Below are 14,800 nucleotides of genomic sequence, written 5' to 3'. Positions count from 1 at the left end.
CTCCACGGCTCAAATGCATTTGAAATAGTCGAACGGCTCCAGGCACTCGCGGCAGCGGTAAAGCGCCTTGCAAGCCGTGGAGCCGAACTGGCTGAGCAATTCGGTATGGGCGCTGCCGCACTGCGGGCAGCACACCTGCGGCGCCTCGCCGAGCAGGCTGCGTTTGCTGGTGCTGCCCTGTGGCGGGGCGATGCCGTAGGCGCGCAGGCGCTCGCGGCCCAGTTCGCTGATCCAGTCGGTGCTCCAGGCCGGGGTCAGCCGGCGCTCGAGCAGCGGCGCGGAGAAGCCGGCCTGCTCCAGCGCCTGGCGGATATCCCCTTCGATCACCTCGGTGGCAGGGCAGCCGGAGTAGGTCGGTGTGACGACCAGGTGCAGGTGCCCGGCGCGCCAGTCGAGGTCGCGCACGATGCCCAGGTCGACCACGCTGACCACGGGCACTTCCGGGTCCATGACCTGGGCCAGTACCGCCCAGGCCCGGGCCAGGTCATCGCCGCGTGGCGCGCGGGCGCCACGGTCGCCGGCAATCAGCTCACCAGGTTGCATCGGGGTACGCCCTTGGCAGGAACTGCATCTCGGCCAGCAGCAGGCCCAGGTGCTCGGTGTGCAGGCCTTTGCGGCCGTCCAGGTAGAAGTGGCTGGCGGCCTTGGGCAACGGCAGTTCGACCGAAGCGAAGGTCTCGCCAACCTGCTTGAGCCAGGCCGCGCCGACGGCAGCGGGGTCGGCGGCGATACCCGCTTGCGCCAGGTGCACTTCATTGTCGCTACCGGCGGCCAGTTCGACGGTGAAGCGCCACAGTGCCGGGATGGCCGCGAGCATGCGTTGGCGGCTTTCTTCGGTGCCACCGCCCAGGCGTTGCACCCACTCGCTGGAGCGGCGCAGGTGGTAGGTGACTTCCTTCAGGGCCTTGGCGGCAATACCGGCGATACGCTCGTCGTTCGAGCCGATCAGGCCCTGAAGCACGGCGAAATGCCAGGCGTCATAGAAGAACTGTTTGGTCATGGTCACCGCGAAATCGCCGTTGGGCTGCTCGACCAGCAACAGGTTGCGATAGGCGCGCTCGTCACGGCGGAAGGCCAGGGCGTCGGCGTCACGGCCATCATCGAGCAGCTCGGCGGCGTACTCCAGCCAGTTGCGCGCCTGGCCTACCAGGTCGAGGCCGACGTTCATCAGGGCCAGTTCTTCTTCGATGGCCGGGGCGCGGCCACACCATTCGCAGAGGCGCTGGCCCTGCACCAGGGCACTGTCGCCGAGCAGCAGCAGGTAGGGGACAAGGGTTTCGTTGTGCATGGCCAACCTCACATGTGTCCGACTTCGTCGGGCAGTTCGTAGAAGCTGGCATGGCGGTAGACCTTGTCGTCCGCAGGGGCGAACAGCGGGTCTTTCTCGTCCGGGGAAGAGGCGGTGATCAGTGCCGAGGGCACCACCCACAGGCTGACGCCTTCGCTGCGGCGGGTGTACAGCTCGCGGGCGTTTTCGATGGCCATGGCGGCATCGGCGGCGTGCACGCTGCCGACATGCTTGTGGTTAAGGCCGTGCTTGCTGCGCACGAACACTTCGTAGAGGGTCCAGACAGACATTTTCGATCTCCGCATCAATCGCCGCTCAGGCGGCGTTCTTGTTCTGTTGCTTGCGCGCGTAGGCCACGGCGGCCTCGCGTACCCAGGCGCCGTCCTCGATGGCCTTGCGCCGGGTGGCGACACGTTCCTGGTTGCACGGGCCATTGCCCTTGATCACTTCGTAGAATTCGTCCCACTGGATATCGCCGAAGTCGTAATGGCCGCGCTCGGCATTCCACTTCAGCTCGGGGTCGGGGGCGGTGCAGCCGAGTAGCTCGAGCTGCGGCACGGTCTGGTCGATGAAGCGCTGGCGCAGTTCATCGTTGGTCTGGCGCTTGATCTTCCAGGCCATGGACTGGGCGCTGTTGGGGGAGTGCTCGTCGCTGGGGCCGAACATCATCAGTGCCGGCCACCACAGGCGGTTGATCGCATCCTGAACCATGTCGCGCTGGGCCTGGGTACCGTGGCGCATCATGGTCAGAAGGATTTCGTAGCCCTGGCGCTGGTGGAAGCTCTCTTCCTTGCAGATGCGGATCATCGCGCGTGAATACGGGCCGTAGGAGGTGCGCTGCAGCACCACCTGGTTGACGATGGCGGCGCCGTCCACCAGCCAGCCCACTGCGCCCATGTCGGCCCAGCTGAGGGTGGGGTAGTTGAAGATGCTCGAGTACTTGGCCTTGCCGCTGTGCAGCTTGGCGATTTCCTCATCACGGTCGGCGCCCAGGGTTTCCATGGCGCTGTACAGGTACAGGCCGTGGCCGGCTTCGTCCTGGATCTTGGCCATCAGCTGCAGCTTGCGCTTGAGGCTGGGGGCACGGGTGACCCAGTTGCCTTCGGGCAGCATGCCGACGATTTCCGAGTGGGCGTGCTGGGAGATCTGCCGGATCAGGGTCTGGCGGTAGGCCTCGGGCATCCAGTTCTTGGCTTCGATCTTGATTTCGGCGTCGATCTTTTCCTGGAAGTTGCGCTCCTCGGGCGACATCTCTTCCAGCGACTTGACGCGCTTGACTCCGGTTTCCACTAGCTGTGCGTACATGTGTTCCGACTCCTGCTAAGGCATGAGTCATTTGTAAGCGATACAAAACATAACGTCAAACAGTTTTATGTGTATCGCATGAGATTTGTGTATCACATCGGCGGCCCTTTCGCGGGTAAACCCGCTCCCACAGGTCATGTGCAGCCCCCAGGCATCATGCAATTCCTGTGGGAGCGGGTTTACCCGCGAAGAGGCCAGCCGAAAAAAAGCAAAAAAAAGCCCCGGACGATGCCGGGGCCGAAAAGGCAGCCGAATGAATCAGCTGGCCAACCGTTTGTCGAACACGTGGCAGGCCTTGCCCTCGGAACGCTTGAGCGTGCCGCAGGGCTGCAAGCGCACCTGGGTGCTGATGCCGATATAGGTCTTGATCTGCTTGGTCAGCTCCCCGGTCAACAGCTTGCGCTGGCCTTCATCAAGGTGCTGGCACTCCGCACGCAGTTCCACATGCACCTCTACACTGTCGAGGTTGCCATTGCGATACAGATGAATCTCATAAAGCTCGGAAAGCTGTTTTATTTTTAGCACCTGCTCCTCGATCTGGGTCGGGAACACGTTGACCCCGCGAATGATCAGCATGTCATCGCTGCGGCCGGTGATCTTGCCGATCCGCCGCATTGGCCTGGCGGTACCGGGCAGCAGGCGAGTGAGGTCGCGGGTGCGGTAGCGCACCATGGGCAACGCTTCCTTGCTCAGCGAGGTGAACACCAGTTCGCCCAGCTGGCCGTCCGGCAGTACCGCACCGGTGACCGGGTCGATGATCTCGGGGTAGAAATGGTCCTCCCAGATGGTCGGGCCATCCTTGGTTTCGAGGCACTCCATCGCCACTCCAGGCCCCATGATTTCCGACAGGCCATAAATGTCGAGGGCATCGATGCCCAGCCGTTGCTCGATAGAGCGGCGCAGCTCGTCGGTCCACGGCTCTGCGCCGAATATGCCCAGGCGCAGCTTGAGGTCTTGCGGGTCGATGCCCTGGCGCTCGATCTCGTCGGCCAGGTTGAGCATGTAGGAGGGGGTGACCATGATGATGTCGGGCTGGAAGTCACGAATCAGCTGCACCTGCTTCTCGGTCTGGCCACCGGACATGGGGATCACCGTGCAGCCCAGGCGCTCGGCACCGTAATGCGCGCCAAGCCCGCCGGTGAACAGGCCGTAGCCGTAGGAGACATGCACCTTGTCCCCCTTGCGCCCACCCGCGGCGCGGATCGAGCGGGCGACCACATTGGCCCAGGTGTCGATGTCGTTCTGGGTGTAGCCCACCACCGTCGGCTTGCCGGTGGTGCCACTGGAGGCGTGCAGGCGCACCACCTCTTGCTGGGGCACGGCGAACATGCCATAGGGGTAGTTGTCGCGCAGGTCGTTCTTGCCAGTGAAGGGGAACTTCGCCAGGTCTTCCAGGCACTTGAGGTCGTCGGGGTGGGCACCGCACTCGGCAAAGCGCTGGCGGTACAGCGGTACGTTGTCGTAGGCGTGCTTCAGGCTCCAGCGCAGGCGCTCCAGCTGGTGCTGGCGCAGGGCGTCGACACTGGCGGTTTCCATCGGGTCCAGCAGGGCACGATCGGCATCATGGTACATGTTCATGGCTTCACTCGAATTGTTCTTGTACGCCGCGCGGTACCGGTTGCAGGCCGCGTTGTGAGTGTCATGGAAGCAGCATATACGGCTGCGTTCGGTTCGGTAACAAGCCGATGGTCTGAGCCGCTCAGAGGCGTTCGATGACCATCGCGATGCCTTGGCCAACGCCGATGCACATGGTGCACAGGGCGTAGCGTCCGGCGGTTTCTTCCAGCTCGTGCAACGCGGTGGTGACCAGGCGTGCACCGCTCATGCCCAACGGGTGGCCAAGGGCGATGGCACCGCCGTTGCGGTTGACCCGCGCGTCGTCGTCGGCCAGGCCGAGCTCGCGCAGTACCGCAAGGCCCTGAGCGGCAAAAGCCTCGTTGAGTTCGATGACGTCCATGTCGGCCAGCGACAGCCCGACAAGCTCCAGCACCTTGCGGGTAGCCGGTACCGGGCCGATGCCCATCAGCCGTGGTTCGACCCCGGCCACCGCCATGCCGACGATGCGGCCGCGAGCCTTCAGGCCATGGCGGCGAGCGGCGGCGCTACTGGCGAGCAGCAGGGCGCAAGCGCCATCATTGACCCCGGAAGCATTGCCAGCGGTGACGCTACCTCCCTCACGGAACGGGGTACCCAGCCTGGCCAGTTGCTCGAGGGTGGTGTCGCCGCGGGGATGTTCGTCGTGCTCGACCACTTTGGCCGGCCCTTTGCGCTGCGGGATCTCGACCGGCACGATTTCCTGTGCCAGGCGCCCGCGTGCCTGGGCGGCAGCGGCCTTGTGCTGGCTACGCAGGGCAAAGGCGTCCTGTTCGGCGCGGGAAATACCAAACTGCTGCGCAACGTTCTCGGCCGTTTCCGGCATCGAGTCGGTGCCGAAGGCCGCCTTCATCAGCGGGTTGACGAAACGCCAGCCGATGGTGGTGTCGAACAGTTCGGCCGCACGGCCGAACGCCTGCTCCGACTTGCCCATGACGAACGGCGCGCGTGACATCGACTCCACGCCGCCGGCCAGCATCAGCCCGGCTTCGCCGCAGCGCAGGGCGCGGGCCGCATTGCCGATGGCGTCCAGGCCGGAGCCACAAAGGCGGTTGATGGTGGTGCCCGGCACTTCGATCGGCAGCCCGGCCAGCAAGCTGGCCATGTGCGCGACGTTGCGGTTGTCCTCGCCAGCCTGGTTGGCACAGCCGAGGATGACGTCGTCGATGGCTTTCCAGTCCAGTTCGGGGTGGCGCTGGATCAGGGCCTTGAGCGGGATGGCGGCCAGGTCATCGGCGCGCACGCCGCTCAAGGCGCCGGCATATCGGCCGATGGGGGTGCGTACGGCGTCGATGATCAAGGCATCGGCCAGGGTGTGTTCAGTCATCTTGCGTCTCCTGCGCCAGCACGGTGCCGCGCACTTTGTAGGATTTGCCATGGAACATCGCCACCAGCTCACCGCGCTGGTTCTCGATGCGGACGTGGTACAGGCCGGTGCGGCCCTTGCGGCTGACCTCGCTGGCGCAGGCGGTAAGCACGTCATCGCGCAGCGCCGGGGCCAGGTAGTCGATGCTGCAGCCCAGGGCGACGGTGGCCTGGTCGTGGCTGTTGCAGGCGAAGGCAAATGCCGAGTCGGCCAGGGCGAACAGGAAGCCGCCATGGCAGGTGCCATGCCCCTGGATCATGTCGGCGCGTACCGGCATGCGCAGGCATGCCTGGCCCGGGCCGGCTTCCAGCAGGCGGATGCCCAGGCCCTGGGTGGCCTGGTCGCGGGCATACATGGCCTCGGCACAGGCTTGTGCCAGTTCCACTTCAGTCATGCAGGGTGCCTCCTTTGGCTTCGCAGCGGCGTAACAGCAGGGAAGGGCGGTAGCGGCTCTCGCCGTAGCTGCGCTGCAGGTTGTCGAGCACGCGCAGGGTGTGGGGGATGCCGAGGTTCGCGGCCCAGGCCAGCGGGCCGCAGGGGTAGTTGACGCCGGCGCGCATGGCCAGGTCGATGTCGGCGGCGCTGCCGACACCTTGCAGTACGGCATCGGCGGCCTCGTTGGCGAGCATCGCCACGGTACGCAGCACCACCAGGCCGGGCAGGTCGGCGACCGCCGTTACCTTCAGGCCGGCACGCCGCAGCAAGGCCACCGCCTGGTCGCGAGCGTTGTCGCTGGTGTCGGCCGACCAACTGATGGCGAGGCGGGTGGCGGTGCCGTAGTCCAGGGCCAGGTCGAGCAGCACCAGATTGCGCAGGCCGTCTTCCCGGGCGCGCTGGCTGGCCAGGCGGCCATCGGACAACGCCAGGGTGGCATCGCCCACCTGGATCAGGCCGCTGCCGGCGCGTTGGGTCACGGCGACGCCGCTTTGGCGCAGGCGTTCGACCAGCGGCTGCATCACCCCCAGGTCGCCTTCGACGACGCAGGCATCGACTATGGCGGGGCTATGCAGTTCGGCTGGCTGCGGGCGTTCGGCGCCTTCGGCATAGCTATAGAAGCCTTGGCCGGTCTTGCGCCCGAGGCGGCCCGCGTCCACCAGTTCTTTTTGCACCAGCGAAGGCTGGAAGCGGAAGTCGCCATAGAACGCATCGAAGACCGAACAGGTAACGGCGTAATTGACATCGTGGCCGATCAGGTCGGTGAGTTCGAATGCGCCCATGCGGAAACCACCGGCATCACGCAGCAGCGCATCGAGGCTGGCGCAATCGGCTGCGCCTTCCTGCAGCAGGCGCAGGCTTTCGGCGTAGAACGGCCGCGCCACGCGGTTGACGATGAAGCCCGGCGTGGAGCGCGTGTGCACCGGCTGCTTGCCCCAGGCCTGGGCGGTGGCATGAATGCACGCGGCAACAGCCGGGGCGGTGGCCAGGCCCGAGACCACTTCGACCAGGGCCATCAGCGGCGCCGGGTTGAAGAAGTGCATGCCAACCACCTGGTGCGGGCGTTGCAGCCCGGCGGCGAGGCTGGTGATGGACAGCGACGAAGTGTTGCTGGCGAGTATGCAGTCGGTGGCGCACAAGGCTTCCAGCTGGCTGAACAGCGCCTGCTTGACCTGCAGGTTCTCGACGATGGCCTCTATCACCAGGTGAGCATCGGCCAGGGCTTCGAGGGCGTCTACCGGGCACAGCCGGGCGCTTATGGTTTCCCGTTCGGCAGCCTGCATCTTGCCTTTTTCCACCAGGCGGGCAAGTTGCCGGTCTATGCCGGCCACCGCCTGGGCGGCAGCGCCCGGGCGGTTGTCGTAGAGCTTTACCGGGTGGCCGGCCTGGGCCGCAACCTGGGCGATGCCTGCGCCCATGGCGCCTGCACCGATCACCGCCACTTGGGCATTGCTTGCGAGTGCGCTCATGATCAACGCCCCTTGAATGCCGGCGTGCGCTTGTTCATGAAGGCACTCACGCCTTCGCGATAGTCCTCGCTGCGCCCGGCCAGGCGCTGTAGGTCGCGCTCCAGCTCCAGCTGTTCATCGAAACCGTTGTCGAAGCTGGCGTTCAGGCTGCGCTTGATCAGGGCCAGGCCGTAAGTGGGCTGGGTGGCGAGCTGGCGGGCGAGGGTGAGGGCTTCGTCGCGCAGCGCGGCATCGTCCACCACGCGGTGGATCAGCCCCCATTGCTGGGCCTGTTCGGCGCCCAGGCGCTCGCCCAGCATGGCCAGAGCCTTGGCCCGTGCCATGCCGACCAGGCGCGGCAGCAGCCAGGTGCCGCCGGAGTCGGGTACCAGGCCGATCTTGCAGAAGGCCTGGATGAAGCTGGCCGAGCGGGCCGCCAGCACCAGGTCGCAGGCCAGCGGGATGTTGGCACCGGCACCGGCTGCCACGCCGTTCACCGCACAGATCACCGGCAGCGGCAGGTCGCGCAGGGTGCGCACCAGCGGGTTGTAGAACTTGTCGATCGATTCGCCCAGGTCCGGCATCTCGGCACCCGGGGCGACGTTGCGATCGGACAGGTCCTGGCCGGCGCAGAAACCCCGGCCTTCGGCAGTCAGCAACAACACCCTGGCTTCGCTGCTCTGGCGTACTTGCTTGAGCGCCTCGCGCACTTCCAGGTGCATGGCGGTATTGAAGCTGTTCAGCTGCTCGGGGCGATTCAACGAGAGGAGGGCGACGCCGTCCTCGATGGAAAACAGGATGTGCTGGAAAGTCATGACAGACTCGCTCCGTCAGTCGAGGGAAAGATGATCAGCGGCCCTGGAAGCGGGCCTGGCGTTTTTCCTGGAAGGCACGGATACCTTCGTCGCGGTCGGCGGTGCCGGCCAGCAAGGTGAAGGCATGGCGTTCGAAACGCAGGCCGCTGGCCAGGTCGGTATCGCCGGCCTTGAGCAACGCTTCCTTGGCCAGGCGCACTGCCAGCGGGGCCTTGGCGGCGATGCTGCGGGCGATGTGCAGGGCGCGTTCTACGGTGAGTTCCGGCTGGGTGATTTCGCTGACCAGCCCGGCCTGCAATGCATGAGGGGCGGTGATGGCTTCACCGGTCAGCACCATTTGCATGGCCAGCGGCTTGCCTACTGCCCGCAGCAGGCGTTGGGTGCCACCGGCACCGGGGATGATGCCGAGGTTGATTTCCGGCTGGCCGAAACGGGCGTCGCTGCCGGCGATGACGATGTCGGCACACATCACCAGTTCGCAGCCGCCACCCAGGGCGTAGCCGTTGACGGCGGCGATCAGTGGCTTGGCGAAGGCGGCGATGCTTTGCCAGTGGGCCACCCGGGGGTCGTTGAGGATGCCGACCAAGTCGCGCTCGGCCATCTCGCGGATATCGGCGCCTGCGGCGAATGCCTTGCGGCTGCCGGTGATGACCACCGCGCGGGTCTGTTCGTCTTGCCCGGCCGCTTCCAGCGCAGCGGCCAGCTCTGCCAGTAGCTCGGTGCACAGGGCGTTGAGCGCCTCGGGCCGTTGCAGGGTAATGAGCTGGACGCCCTGTTCGGGCGCCTGCACATCAAGATATCGCGGCATGTCGGGTTCCTCTGGCTGCACGCACGGCACATCGTGGGGCCGGCATTTCTTGGAATTGTTTGCAGGGGCGTGATGCGGGGGTCACGTCCAGGTGGAACCAGTATATGCATTACGCGATACAATAAAGCAACATTCAAAATTGTTTCATGTATCTCTTTTTGCAGGGGTGACACCTGCCTCAGCAAAGGGTTTTATGATGTTGAATCGCTTCATCACATTGTAATCAACGAATTACGCTGATTTTAATGGAGCGCGATGACCCCAGCAAAAGCGATACACGACCATGGCGATTGACGCATCACAAGATTGTGATACAAGATCAAGGCGCATTTGAAATCATTTCAGGAGCTTTGCCATGCCTTGCTATCGACTGGACGGCCTGACGCCCGTGGTTCATCCGACAGCCTACGTGCACCCCAGCGCCGTACTGATTGGTGATGTCATCGTCGGCCCTCGTTGCTACGTCGGCCCACTGGCGTCACTAAGGGGGGATTTCGGCCGTATCGTGCTGGAGGAGGGTGCCAACCTGCAGGACACCTGCGTGATGCATGGTTTCCCGGGTGGCGATACGGTGGTCGAACGCAACGGGCATGTCGGGCATGGCGCCGTGCTGCACGGCTGCCGCGTGGGCGAAGACGCCTTGATCGGCATGAACGCGGTGGTGATGGATGGTGCCCATGTGGCACCGCGCTGCCTCGTCGCGGCCACGGCATTCGTCAAGGCGGGCTTCGAATGTGCGGCACAAAGCCTGGTGATGGGCTCGCCAGCTCAGGTCAAGCGCCCACTGACCGAACAGGAACTGGCCTGGAAGCAATGTGGCACGGCGGAGTACCAGCACCTGGCGCAACGCTGCATGAACAGCATGGTCGAATGCTCGCCACTGACCGAGGTCGAGCCCGAGCGCCCACGCATGGAAGACACCGGCGTCAGGCCCAAAGGCCAGGCATCGGCATGAGCCTGGCAGCGTCACGCAATGGTCAGGCGGCCTGCCGCGCAGGTATAGTCGGTGCTTTAACCGCGCACAGTTCGCCCATGAGCAATCTCGCCCCACTGAACAACCTGATCACCCGCTTCCAGGAGCAGACGCCGATCCGCGCCAGTTCCCTGATCATCACTTTGTACGGCGACGCCATCGAGCCCCACGGCGGAACCGTCTGGCTGGGTAGCCTGATCAACCTGCTGGAACCGATCGGCATCAACGAGCGCCTGATCCGCACATCGATCTTCCGCCTTACCAAGGAAGGCTGGCTCACTGCCGAAAAGGTTGGCCGCCGCAGCTACTACAGCCTGACAGGTACCGGCCGCCGGCGTTTCGAGAAGGCCTTCAAGCGGGTCTACAGCCCCAGCCAGCCAGCCTGGGACGGTGCCTGGACACTGGTTTTGCTCTCGCAACTGGAGGCCGGCAAGCGCAAGGCTGTGCGTGAAGAGTTGGAGTGGCAGGGCTTCGGGACCATGGCGCCGAACCTGCTGGGCTGCCCACGGGCAGACCGCGCCGACCTGGCCGCCACCTTGCGTGACCTGGAGGCGAGCGACGACAGCATCGTCTTCGAAACCCACACCCAGGAAGTGCTGGCATCCAAGGCCATGCGTGCCCAGGTGCGGGAAAGCTGGCGCATCGACGAACTGGGGCAGCAGTACAGCGAGTTCATCCAACTGTTCAGGCCGCTCTGGCAAGGTTTGAAAGAGCAGCAACAGCTCGATGCGCAGGATTGCTTCCTGGCACGTACGCTGCTGATTCACGAACACCGCCGGCTGCTGCTGCGCGACCCGCAACTGCCGGACGAGCTGCTGCCTGGGGATTGGGAGGGAAGGGCCGCGCGACAGTTGTGCCGTAACCTCTATCGGCTGGTGTTTGCCAAGGCGGAAGAATGGCTGAATGCAGCGCTGGAGACGGCTGATGGGCCGTTGCCGGATGTGAATGAAGGCTTTTACAGGCGTTTTGGCGGGCTGATTTGAAAAATAATGTCAACCATAGTGAGCCTTACCCTTTATAAGGTAAACCCATATAGACATTAGGTTTGGGAAAGCCCTGCGTAATGTGTGATATGGTTAACTTTAAATTGATTAATGTTAACCATGGTAAGCCTTATGCCGGACTACTTCCCCGTCGCATGTGCCGACACACTCAGTAAAATCGGGTTGTTGGTCAAGGCCCGGCGCCTGGCGCTAGGCCTGCGCCAGGCTGACCTCAAGGCAGCTATCGATGTTTCAGCGCATACCCTGCGCAAGATCGAGAGCGGCTCCGAGCTAGTGGACCTACGGTCGTTCATGCTGGTGCTGTGGCGACTTGGTATCAGTGATACGGTGTTCTCGTCGCTGGAGGGCCTGGAAAAAAGCTCACAGATCACACGCTTCACCCGAGGCCACGACGCGCATCAGGGCATCGCGGCCAAGCGCGTACGGCTGGCGAAGCCCAAGCCCGAGGAGTTCTGATGTCTCGCGCGTACATCTATATGGAGCACCCGGAAACGGGCGAAGTCATGACTCTTGGGCGGCTAACGCTGAAAGGTAAGGTGGGCGAGTTCCTGTATGCCCCAGACCAGGTGGCGCGTGGCGGCTGGATACCTGACCCGATCAATTACCCTCTGCGCGCCGAAGCCTACTCCGGCATTACCAAGAACCGCGGCATACCTGGCTTCATCAATGATGCCATGCCTGACGGCTGGGGGGAGCGGCTGCTGCACCGGGCTTACGGGCAAGACCTGGGCACAATCGACTTTCTGCTCAAATCACCAAACAACGATCGCGTCGGCAACCTGATGGCAGGCAGCGCCACAACTCCTGCCGAAGGCATTGGCGGGGGTGCGGTACCGAGCCTGATGGGTCTGGCAAGATTCGTTGCCGCTTGTGAAACGGTATATGACGGGCAGCTCGACAGTGAATCCGCCGCTACGCTGAATGTGCGGCAGCAACGCTCTGCGTTGGGTGGCGCACGACCAAAACGCACCCTTCAGGACAAAGGGATGCTCATTCTGGCTAAACCACGCGATCGGTTTGACCACTACGACCTACCGACGATTGAGTACGCCTGTATGACATTTGCGGCGGGGAAGGGTATTAACGTGGCCCGGACCGCGCTGCATGCTGAAAACCCATCTACATTGCTGGTCGAGCGCTTTGACCGCACGCCCATTGCCCAGGGCGCCAGGCGCATACCGATGCTCAGTGCTCTGACTTTGCTCGACTCGGAGTGGGATGGCCCGCACCACAGGGATTGGCGCTATGCCGCCGTGGCAGACGAGATGCGTCGGCGGGGCGTGCCGGATGGCGACCTGCAGGAGCTGTTCAAACGCATGTGCTACAACGCCCTGGCAGGCAACTCCGACGACCATCCGCGCAACCATGCAGTGGTCTGGGTTGGAGGGAAGTGGCGGCTTTCACCGATGTACGACGTATTGCCGATGCTTGATGAGGGGCCCGCGAAGGCCTTGGCCATGGCGATTGGCCGGGAGGGCAGCCAGGTCAGCCGGAGCAATCTGCTCAGCCACCATACGCACTTTGCACTGACACGGGATCAAGCCGAGCATTTGCTTGAAGAAGTGGCGAGCTGGGAGCAGGAGTTAAAGGATCATTACGCGCAAATCCTCTCAGGAGAGGACCTGGATATGGCCTGTGATGCGACCAGTTCGGTGCGGATGCTCAGATAGGTGGGTGCTTTAATATAACTACTCTAAATGAATATTTAGCATAGTTATAATTTATTTGCATATTAGCCGCAAACGTAGTGTTCCGCAGGGTGCTGTCCCGGTATCGTCAGTAGTCGCATGCCAGTCAGTCCGCGGCTGAAGCCGCTCCCATAGTTATCGTGTGAACCTGAAGCTTGCGTTGTACTTTTGGGAGGGCTCACCGTGAAGAAGCCGGCGCGGCGCCGCTCCCACAGGTACCGCGTTAACCTCAAGCTTGCGTTCTACATGCGGGTGCAGGGCTTTCCCGCGAAGAAGCCAGCAGACGGTCGCTACTTCATGATCAAGGCAAACTTTGGCCTGAAGCAGGCCGGCGTTATCTGATGAACAACGTGAACGGTTGGTGCGCGACTGGATTCAGGAAGCTGAACGATAAGGCCGATCATGTGAACTGATCGCCGTAGCCTGCAATCCATACACGAGGCATGGAATGAGGATGCGCACGCGTTGCGTTCCAAATGGCAGCGGATGGAAATGGGATGGGCAAGGCTGAACAGTAAGTGCGGTGATGCCGAAAGCTCCTGGCCTGCGCGCAAATCTGAAAGCACATGGCTGGCCTGACGCTTGAGGTGCGAAGGTCTGATTTCGTTTTTGCATCGCAGGCACCACGGACAGAGGTACCGGATTGACGACCGCGCTGGTGGGCCAGCGATCGATCAGAGCTGGCGAAGATCAAATCGACCAGGGAGCTTTCCTGTGAAAAACAGTTGAAGCAGGTGACCGGCCAAACCATTTGATTTTTAACAGTATTTTTATTTTTAGCTGTTAAAAAGGGAAAACCTTACAAAGGTAGCCTCCTATCAATGACGTAATCCAAAAATACATAAATAAAGAAATAGCTCTAAAAAGCGCGCTCGGGCTTATTTCATGTTCAAAAAGTACTTTTATAGGCTCCTTCATAAATATGATGAAGACACTGGGCCGATCGCGCTTCTTCAGACTTAAATGCGTTGCCCGTTCCCGTCTTCAACTGATAGTCACACTAGACCAGGGAGCTTTCCCTGGTCCCAAAGTGCCTCACTCGTGGTCTGGTGACCAAATATAGACTAGCGCATAATGAGTATTATGTTAAATGACGTATTTGGAAGTGCCCGTTCATGGAGCCCGTCAGCCTTCACTAGCGCCACGGAGCACATTTGTACTCAATCCTCTTGCTGTCGCTGCAACCACCAACTTCCCCGACCCTGCGTGCTTTCCTGAGCACCTTTGACACACATGGGATTATCGAAGGCTGGTCACTGAGAGGCTCAGGTAGCGTATGACTGAACATAGCCGGCACGACATACCATCAGGCGCGTTAACGGCCCGGGACGTCAGCCAGGTGCGGCTGCCGCTCCAACCAGCCTCAGTCGGCTAAGCTGAATTGTATCGGCGATGAAAGATGGAAAATTGCTCGCCAGGCTCCAGCCGGCCTCTTCTAAAAGGACAGATATCATTTCGAGGGTGCAAAGGATATGCGCAAGAAAGGTCAATCATGGTTTCTGCCGCTGCTAGTTCTCTTCGTGGTGATCTGGGCCATTGGCAAGAAGGATTCGCCTAAAACTGAGCCACCAGCTATCCAGGCGTCGGTTAACACTTTGGCTTCAAATTCATCACCAGCACCACAACCTACACAAGCCTCGGCACCTGAGCATTTCGTCAACGCGGACAAGCTGAATCTGCGCGCTGAACCGGGAGGGAAAGTGATCTCTAGCCTCAAGCGCGGTGAGAAGGTTCAGGTCTATGAGCAAAAAGCGGAATGGGCGCGCATCAGCCTCGACGGCCAACCACAACGGTGGATCTCCTACAAAAATCTCTGCAGCGGCCCGAACTGCTTTGTCGCCCCGCGGCCCAAACGGGAGCGCCCTACTCCGCAGCCAGTTCGAAGCTCAACACCCGAATATGGATCATCGTGCCCCTGCTCCTCTGGTCGTGTATGCATAGGCCCAAGAGGCGGCCGCTACTGCATCACGTCTGGGGGAAACAAACGCTATGGCGTATAGCATCGCTAAAGCCTTTAGCTACACGACGACATCTGGATGCTCAGCGCCGAACGCCAAAAAGTTTTGGTAGAGGAGCC

The 14,800-nt window shown here is 62.4% G+C and carries 16 protein-coding genes; 6 read left to right on the top strand and 10 right to left on the bottom strand.

The window, feature by feature from the left end:
- Positions 1 to 9: 9 nt before the first annotated feature.
- The 10 genes from paaD to paaF all read right to left on the bottom strand — a co-directional run bounded on the left by paaD (position 10) and on the right by paaF (position 9,058).
- Positions 10 to 543: a 1,2-phenylacetyl-CoA epoxidase subunit PaaD gene (gene paaD / locus E5221_RS14300; protein ID WP_247845837.1), complete on the bottom strand. Its 534-nt coding sequence runs from the start codon at positions 541 to 543 to the stop codon at positions 10 to 12.
- Positions 530 to 1,288 (bottom strand): 1,2-phenylacetyl-CoA epoxidase subunit PaaC, encoded by a 759-nt coding sequence (gene paaC, locus E5221_RS14295; RefSeq protein ID WP_247845836.1) that lies wholly within the window; start codon positions 1,286 to 1,288, stop codon positions 530 to 532. Before paaC ends, paaD begins: the two co-directional genes overlap by 14 nt.
- Positions 1,289 to 1,296: 8 nt before the next feature.
- The gene (gene paaB / locus E5221_RS14290) at positions 1,297 to 1,578 is read right to left on the bottom strand and encodes a 1,2-phenylacetyl-CoA epoxidase subunit PaaB (RefSeq protein ID WP_013972614.1); all 282 of its coding nucleotides are present in this window, start codon (positions 1,576 to 1,578) and stop codon (positions 1,297 to 1,299) included.
- Positions 1,579 to 1,603: 25 nt separating this feature from the next.
- A complete protein-coding gene (gene paaA / locus E5221_RS14285) occupies positions 1,604 to 2,593 on the bottom strand; it encodes a 1,2-phenylacetyl-CoA epoxidase subunit PaaA (protein ID WP_044047043.1) in 990 nt (329 codons plus the stop codon).
- A 258-nt stretch (positions 2,594 to 2,851) separates the two neighbouring features.
- Complete coding sequence (gene paaK / locus E5221_RS14280; protein ID WP_039613396.1) at positions 2,852 to 4,171, bottom strand: phenylacetate--CoA ligase PaaK; 1,320 nt, start codon at positions 4,169 to 4,171, stop codon at positions 2,852 to 2,854.
- Between the two features lie 121 nt (positions 4,172 to 4,292).
- Entirely contained in the window at positions 4,293 to 5,513 is a 1,221-nt protein-coding gene (gene pcaF / locus E5221_RS14275; RefSeq protein WP_247847715.1) for a 3-oxoadipyl-CoA thiolase, read from the bottom strand.
- Positions 5,506 to 5,946, bottom strand: coding sequence for a hydroxyphenylacetyl-CoA thioesterase PaaI (gene paaI / locus E5221_RS14270; RefSeq protein WP_023663508.1), 441 nt, complete (start codon positions 5,944 to 5,946; stop codon positions 5,506 to 5,508). The genes pcaF and paaI overlap by 8 nt, the downstream gene beginning before the upstream one ends.
- A complete protein-coding gene (gene paaH / locus E5221_RS14265) occupies positions 5,939 to 7,456 on the bottom strand; it encodes a 3-hydroxyacyl-CoA dehydrogenase PaaH (protein ID WP_247847714.1) in 1,518 nt (505 codons plus the stop codon). Before paaH ends, paaI begins: the two co-directional genes overlap by 8 nt.
- A gap of 2 nt (positions 7,457 to 7,458) precedes the next feature.
- Positions 7,459 to 8,250 (bottom strand): 2-(1,2-epoxy-1,2-dihydrophenyl)acetyl-CoA isomerase PaaG, encoded by a 792-nt coding sequence (gene paaG, locus E5221_RS14260; protein ID WP_015270321.1) that lies wholly within the window; start codon positions 8,248 to 8,250, stop codon positions 7,459 to 7,461.
- A 34-nt stretch (positions 8,251 to 8,284) separates the two neighbouring features.
- A complete protein-coding gene (gene paaF / locus E5221_RS14255) occupies positions 8,285 to 9,058 on the bottom strand; it encodes a 2,3-dehydroadipyl-CoA hydratase PaaF (RefSeq protein WP_038409636.1) in 774 nt (257 codons plus the stop codon).
- 355 nt (positions 9,059 to 9,413) lie between these two features.
- On the opposite strand from paaF, the gene paaY reads away from it, so the two are divergent.
- The 6 genes from paaY to E5221_RS14225 all read left to right on the top strand — a co-directional run bounded on the left by paaY (position 9,414) and on the right by E5221_RS14225 (position 14,723).
- Positions 9,414 to 10,013 carry a phenylacetic acid degradation protein PaaY gene (paaY, locus tag E5221_RS14250; RefSeq protein ID WP_247847713.1) on the top strand — a complete coding sequence of 200 codons (600 nt, stop codon included), beginning with the start codon at positions 9,414 to 9,416 and terminating at the stop codon, positions 10,011 to 10,013.
- 77 nt (positions 10,014 to 10,090) lie between these two features.
- Positions 10,091 to 11,014, top strand: a complete 924-nt coding sequence (gene paaX / locus E5221_RS14245) for a phenylacetic acid degradation operon negative regulatory protein PaaX (protein ID WP_247847712.1) — start codon at positions 10,091 to 10,093, stop codon at positions 11,012 to 11,014.
- A gap of 132 nt (positions 11,015 to 11,146) precedes the next feature.
- Positions 11,147 to 11,491 (top strand): helix-turn-helix domain-containing protein, encoded by a 345-nt coding sequence (locus E5221_RS14240; RefSeq protein WP_013972604.1) that lies wholly within the window; start codon positions 11,147 to 11,149, stop codon positions 11,489 to 11,491.
- Positions 11,491 to 12,705, top strand: coding sequence for a type II toxin-antitoxin system HipA family toxin (locus E5221_RS14235; RefSeq protein WP_247847711.1), 1,215 nt, complete (start codon positions 11,491 to 11,493; stop codon positions 12,703 to 12,705). The genes E5221_RS14240 and E5221_RS14235 overlap by 1 nt, the downstream gene beginning before the upstream one ends.
- Positions 12,706 to 12,906: 201 nt before the next feature.
- On the top strand, positions 12,907 to 13,065 hold the full coding sequence (locus E5221_RS14230; protein ID WP_156485961.1) for a hypothetical protein: 159 nt from the start codon (positions 12,907 to 12,909) through the stop codon (positions 13,063 to 13,065).
- 1,130 nt (positions 13,066 to 14,195) lie between these two features.
- A complete protein-coding gene (locus E5221_RS14225) occupies positions 14,196 to 14,723 on the top strand; it encodes an SH3 domain-containing protein (RefSeq protein WP_080604872.1) in 528 nt (175 codons plus the stop codon).
- Positions 14,724 to 14,800: the final 77 nt, after the last annotated feature.

Source organism: Pseudomonas sp. A2 (genome assembly GCF_023100865.1).
In the GTDB taxonomy this organism is placed as follows: Bacteria; Pseudomonadota; Gammaproteobacteria; order Pseudomonadales; family Pseudomonadaceae; genus Aquipseudomonas; species Aquipseudomonas asiatica.
Note: the sequence above shows the minus strand (reverse complement) of the source record. Positions and strands in the feature narration are given on the sequence as shown.

What these genes read in the sequence shown, in the direction of transcription:
- E5221_RS14235 (WP_247847711.1), top strand. Translation starts at nt 11,491, where the DNA reads ATGTCTCGCGCGTACATCTATATGGAGCACCCGGAAACGGGCGAAGTC.
- E5221_RS14225 (WP_080604872.1), top strand. Translation starts at nt 14,196, where the DNA reads ATGCGCAAGAAAGGTCAATCATGGTTTCTGCCGCTGCTAGTTCTCTTC.
- paaF (WP_038409636.1), bottom strand. Translation starts at nt 9,058, where the DNA reads ATGCCGCGATATCTTGATGTGCAGGCGCCCGAACAGGGCGTCCAGCTC.
- paaX (WP_247847712.1), top strand. Translation starts at nt 10,091, where the DNA reads ATGAGCAATCTCGCCCCACTGAACAACCTGATCACCCGCTTCCAGGAG.
- pcaF (WP_247847715.1), bottom strand. Translation starts at nt 5,513, where the DNA reads ATGACTGAACACACCCTGGCCGATGCCTTGATCATCGACGCCGTACGC.
- paaD (WP_247845837.1), bottom strand. Translation starts at nt 543, where the DNA reads ATGCAACCTGGTGAGCTGATTGCCGGCGACCGTGGCGCCCGCGCGCCA.
- paaB (WP_013972614.1), bottom strand. Translation starts at nt 1,578, where the DNA reads ATGTCTGTCTGGACCCTCTACGAAGTGTTCGTGCGCAGCAAGCACGGC.
- paaI (WP_023663508.1), bottom strand. Translation starts at nt 5,946, where the DNA reads ATGACTGAAGTGGAACTGGCACAAGCCTGTGCCGAGGCCATGTATGCC.
- paaK (WP_039613396.1), bottom strand. Translation starts at nt 4,171, where the DNA reads ATGAACATGTACCATGATGCCGATCGTGCCCTGCTGGACCCGATGGAA.
- paaG (WP_015270321.1), bottom strand. Translation starts at nt 8,250, where the DNA reads ATGACTTTCCAGCACATCCTGTTTTCCATCGAGGACGGCGTCGCCCTC.
- paaH (WP_247847714.1), bottom strand. Translation starts at nt 7,456, where the DNA reads ATGAGCGCACTCGCAAGCAATGCCCAAGTGGCGGTGATCGGTGCAGGC.
- E5221_RS14240 (WP_013972604.1), top strand. Translation starts at nt 11,147, where the DNA reads ATGCCGGACTACTTCCCCGTCGCATGTGCCGACACACTCAGTAAAATC.
- paaY (WP_247847713.1), top strand. Translation starts at nt 9,414, where the DNA reads ATGCCTTGCTATCGACTGGACGGCCTGACGCCCGTGGTTCATCCGACA.
- paaA (WP_044047043.1), bottom strand. Translation starts at nt 2,593, where the DNA reads ATGTACGCACAGCTAGTGGAAACCGGAGTCAAGCGCGTCAAGTCGCTG.
- paaC (WP_247845836.1), bottom strand. Translation starts at nt 1,288, where the DNA reads ATGCACAACGAAACCCTTGTCCCCTACCTGCTGCTGCTCGGCGACAGT.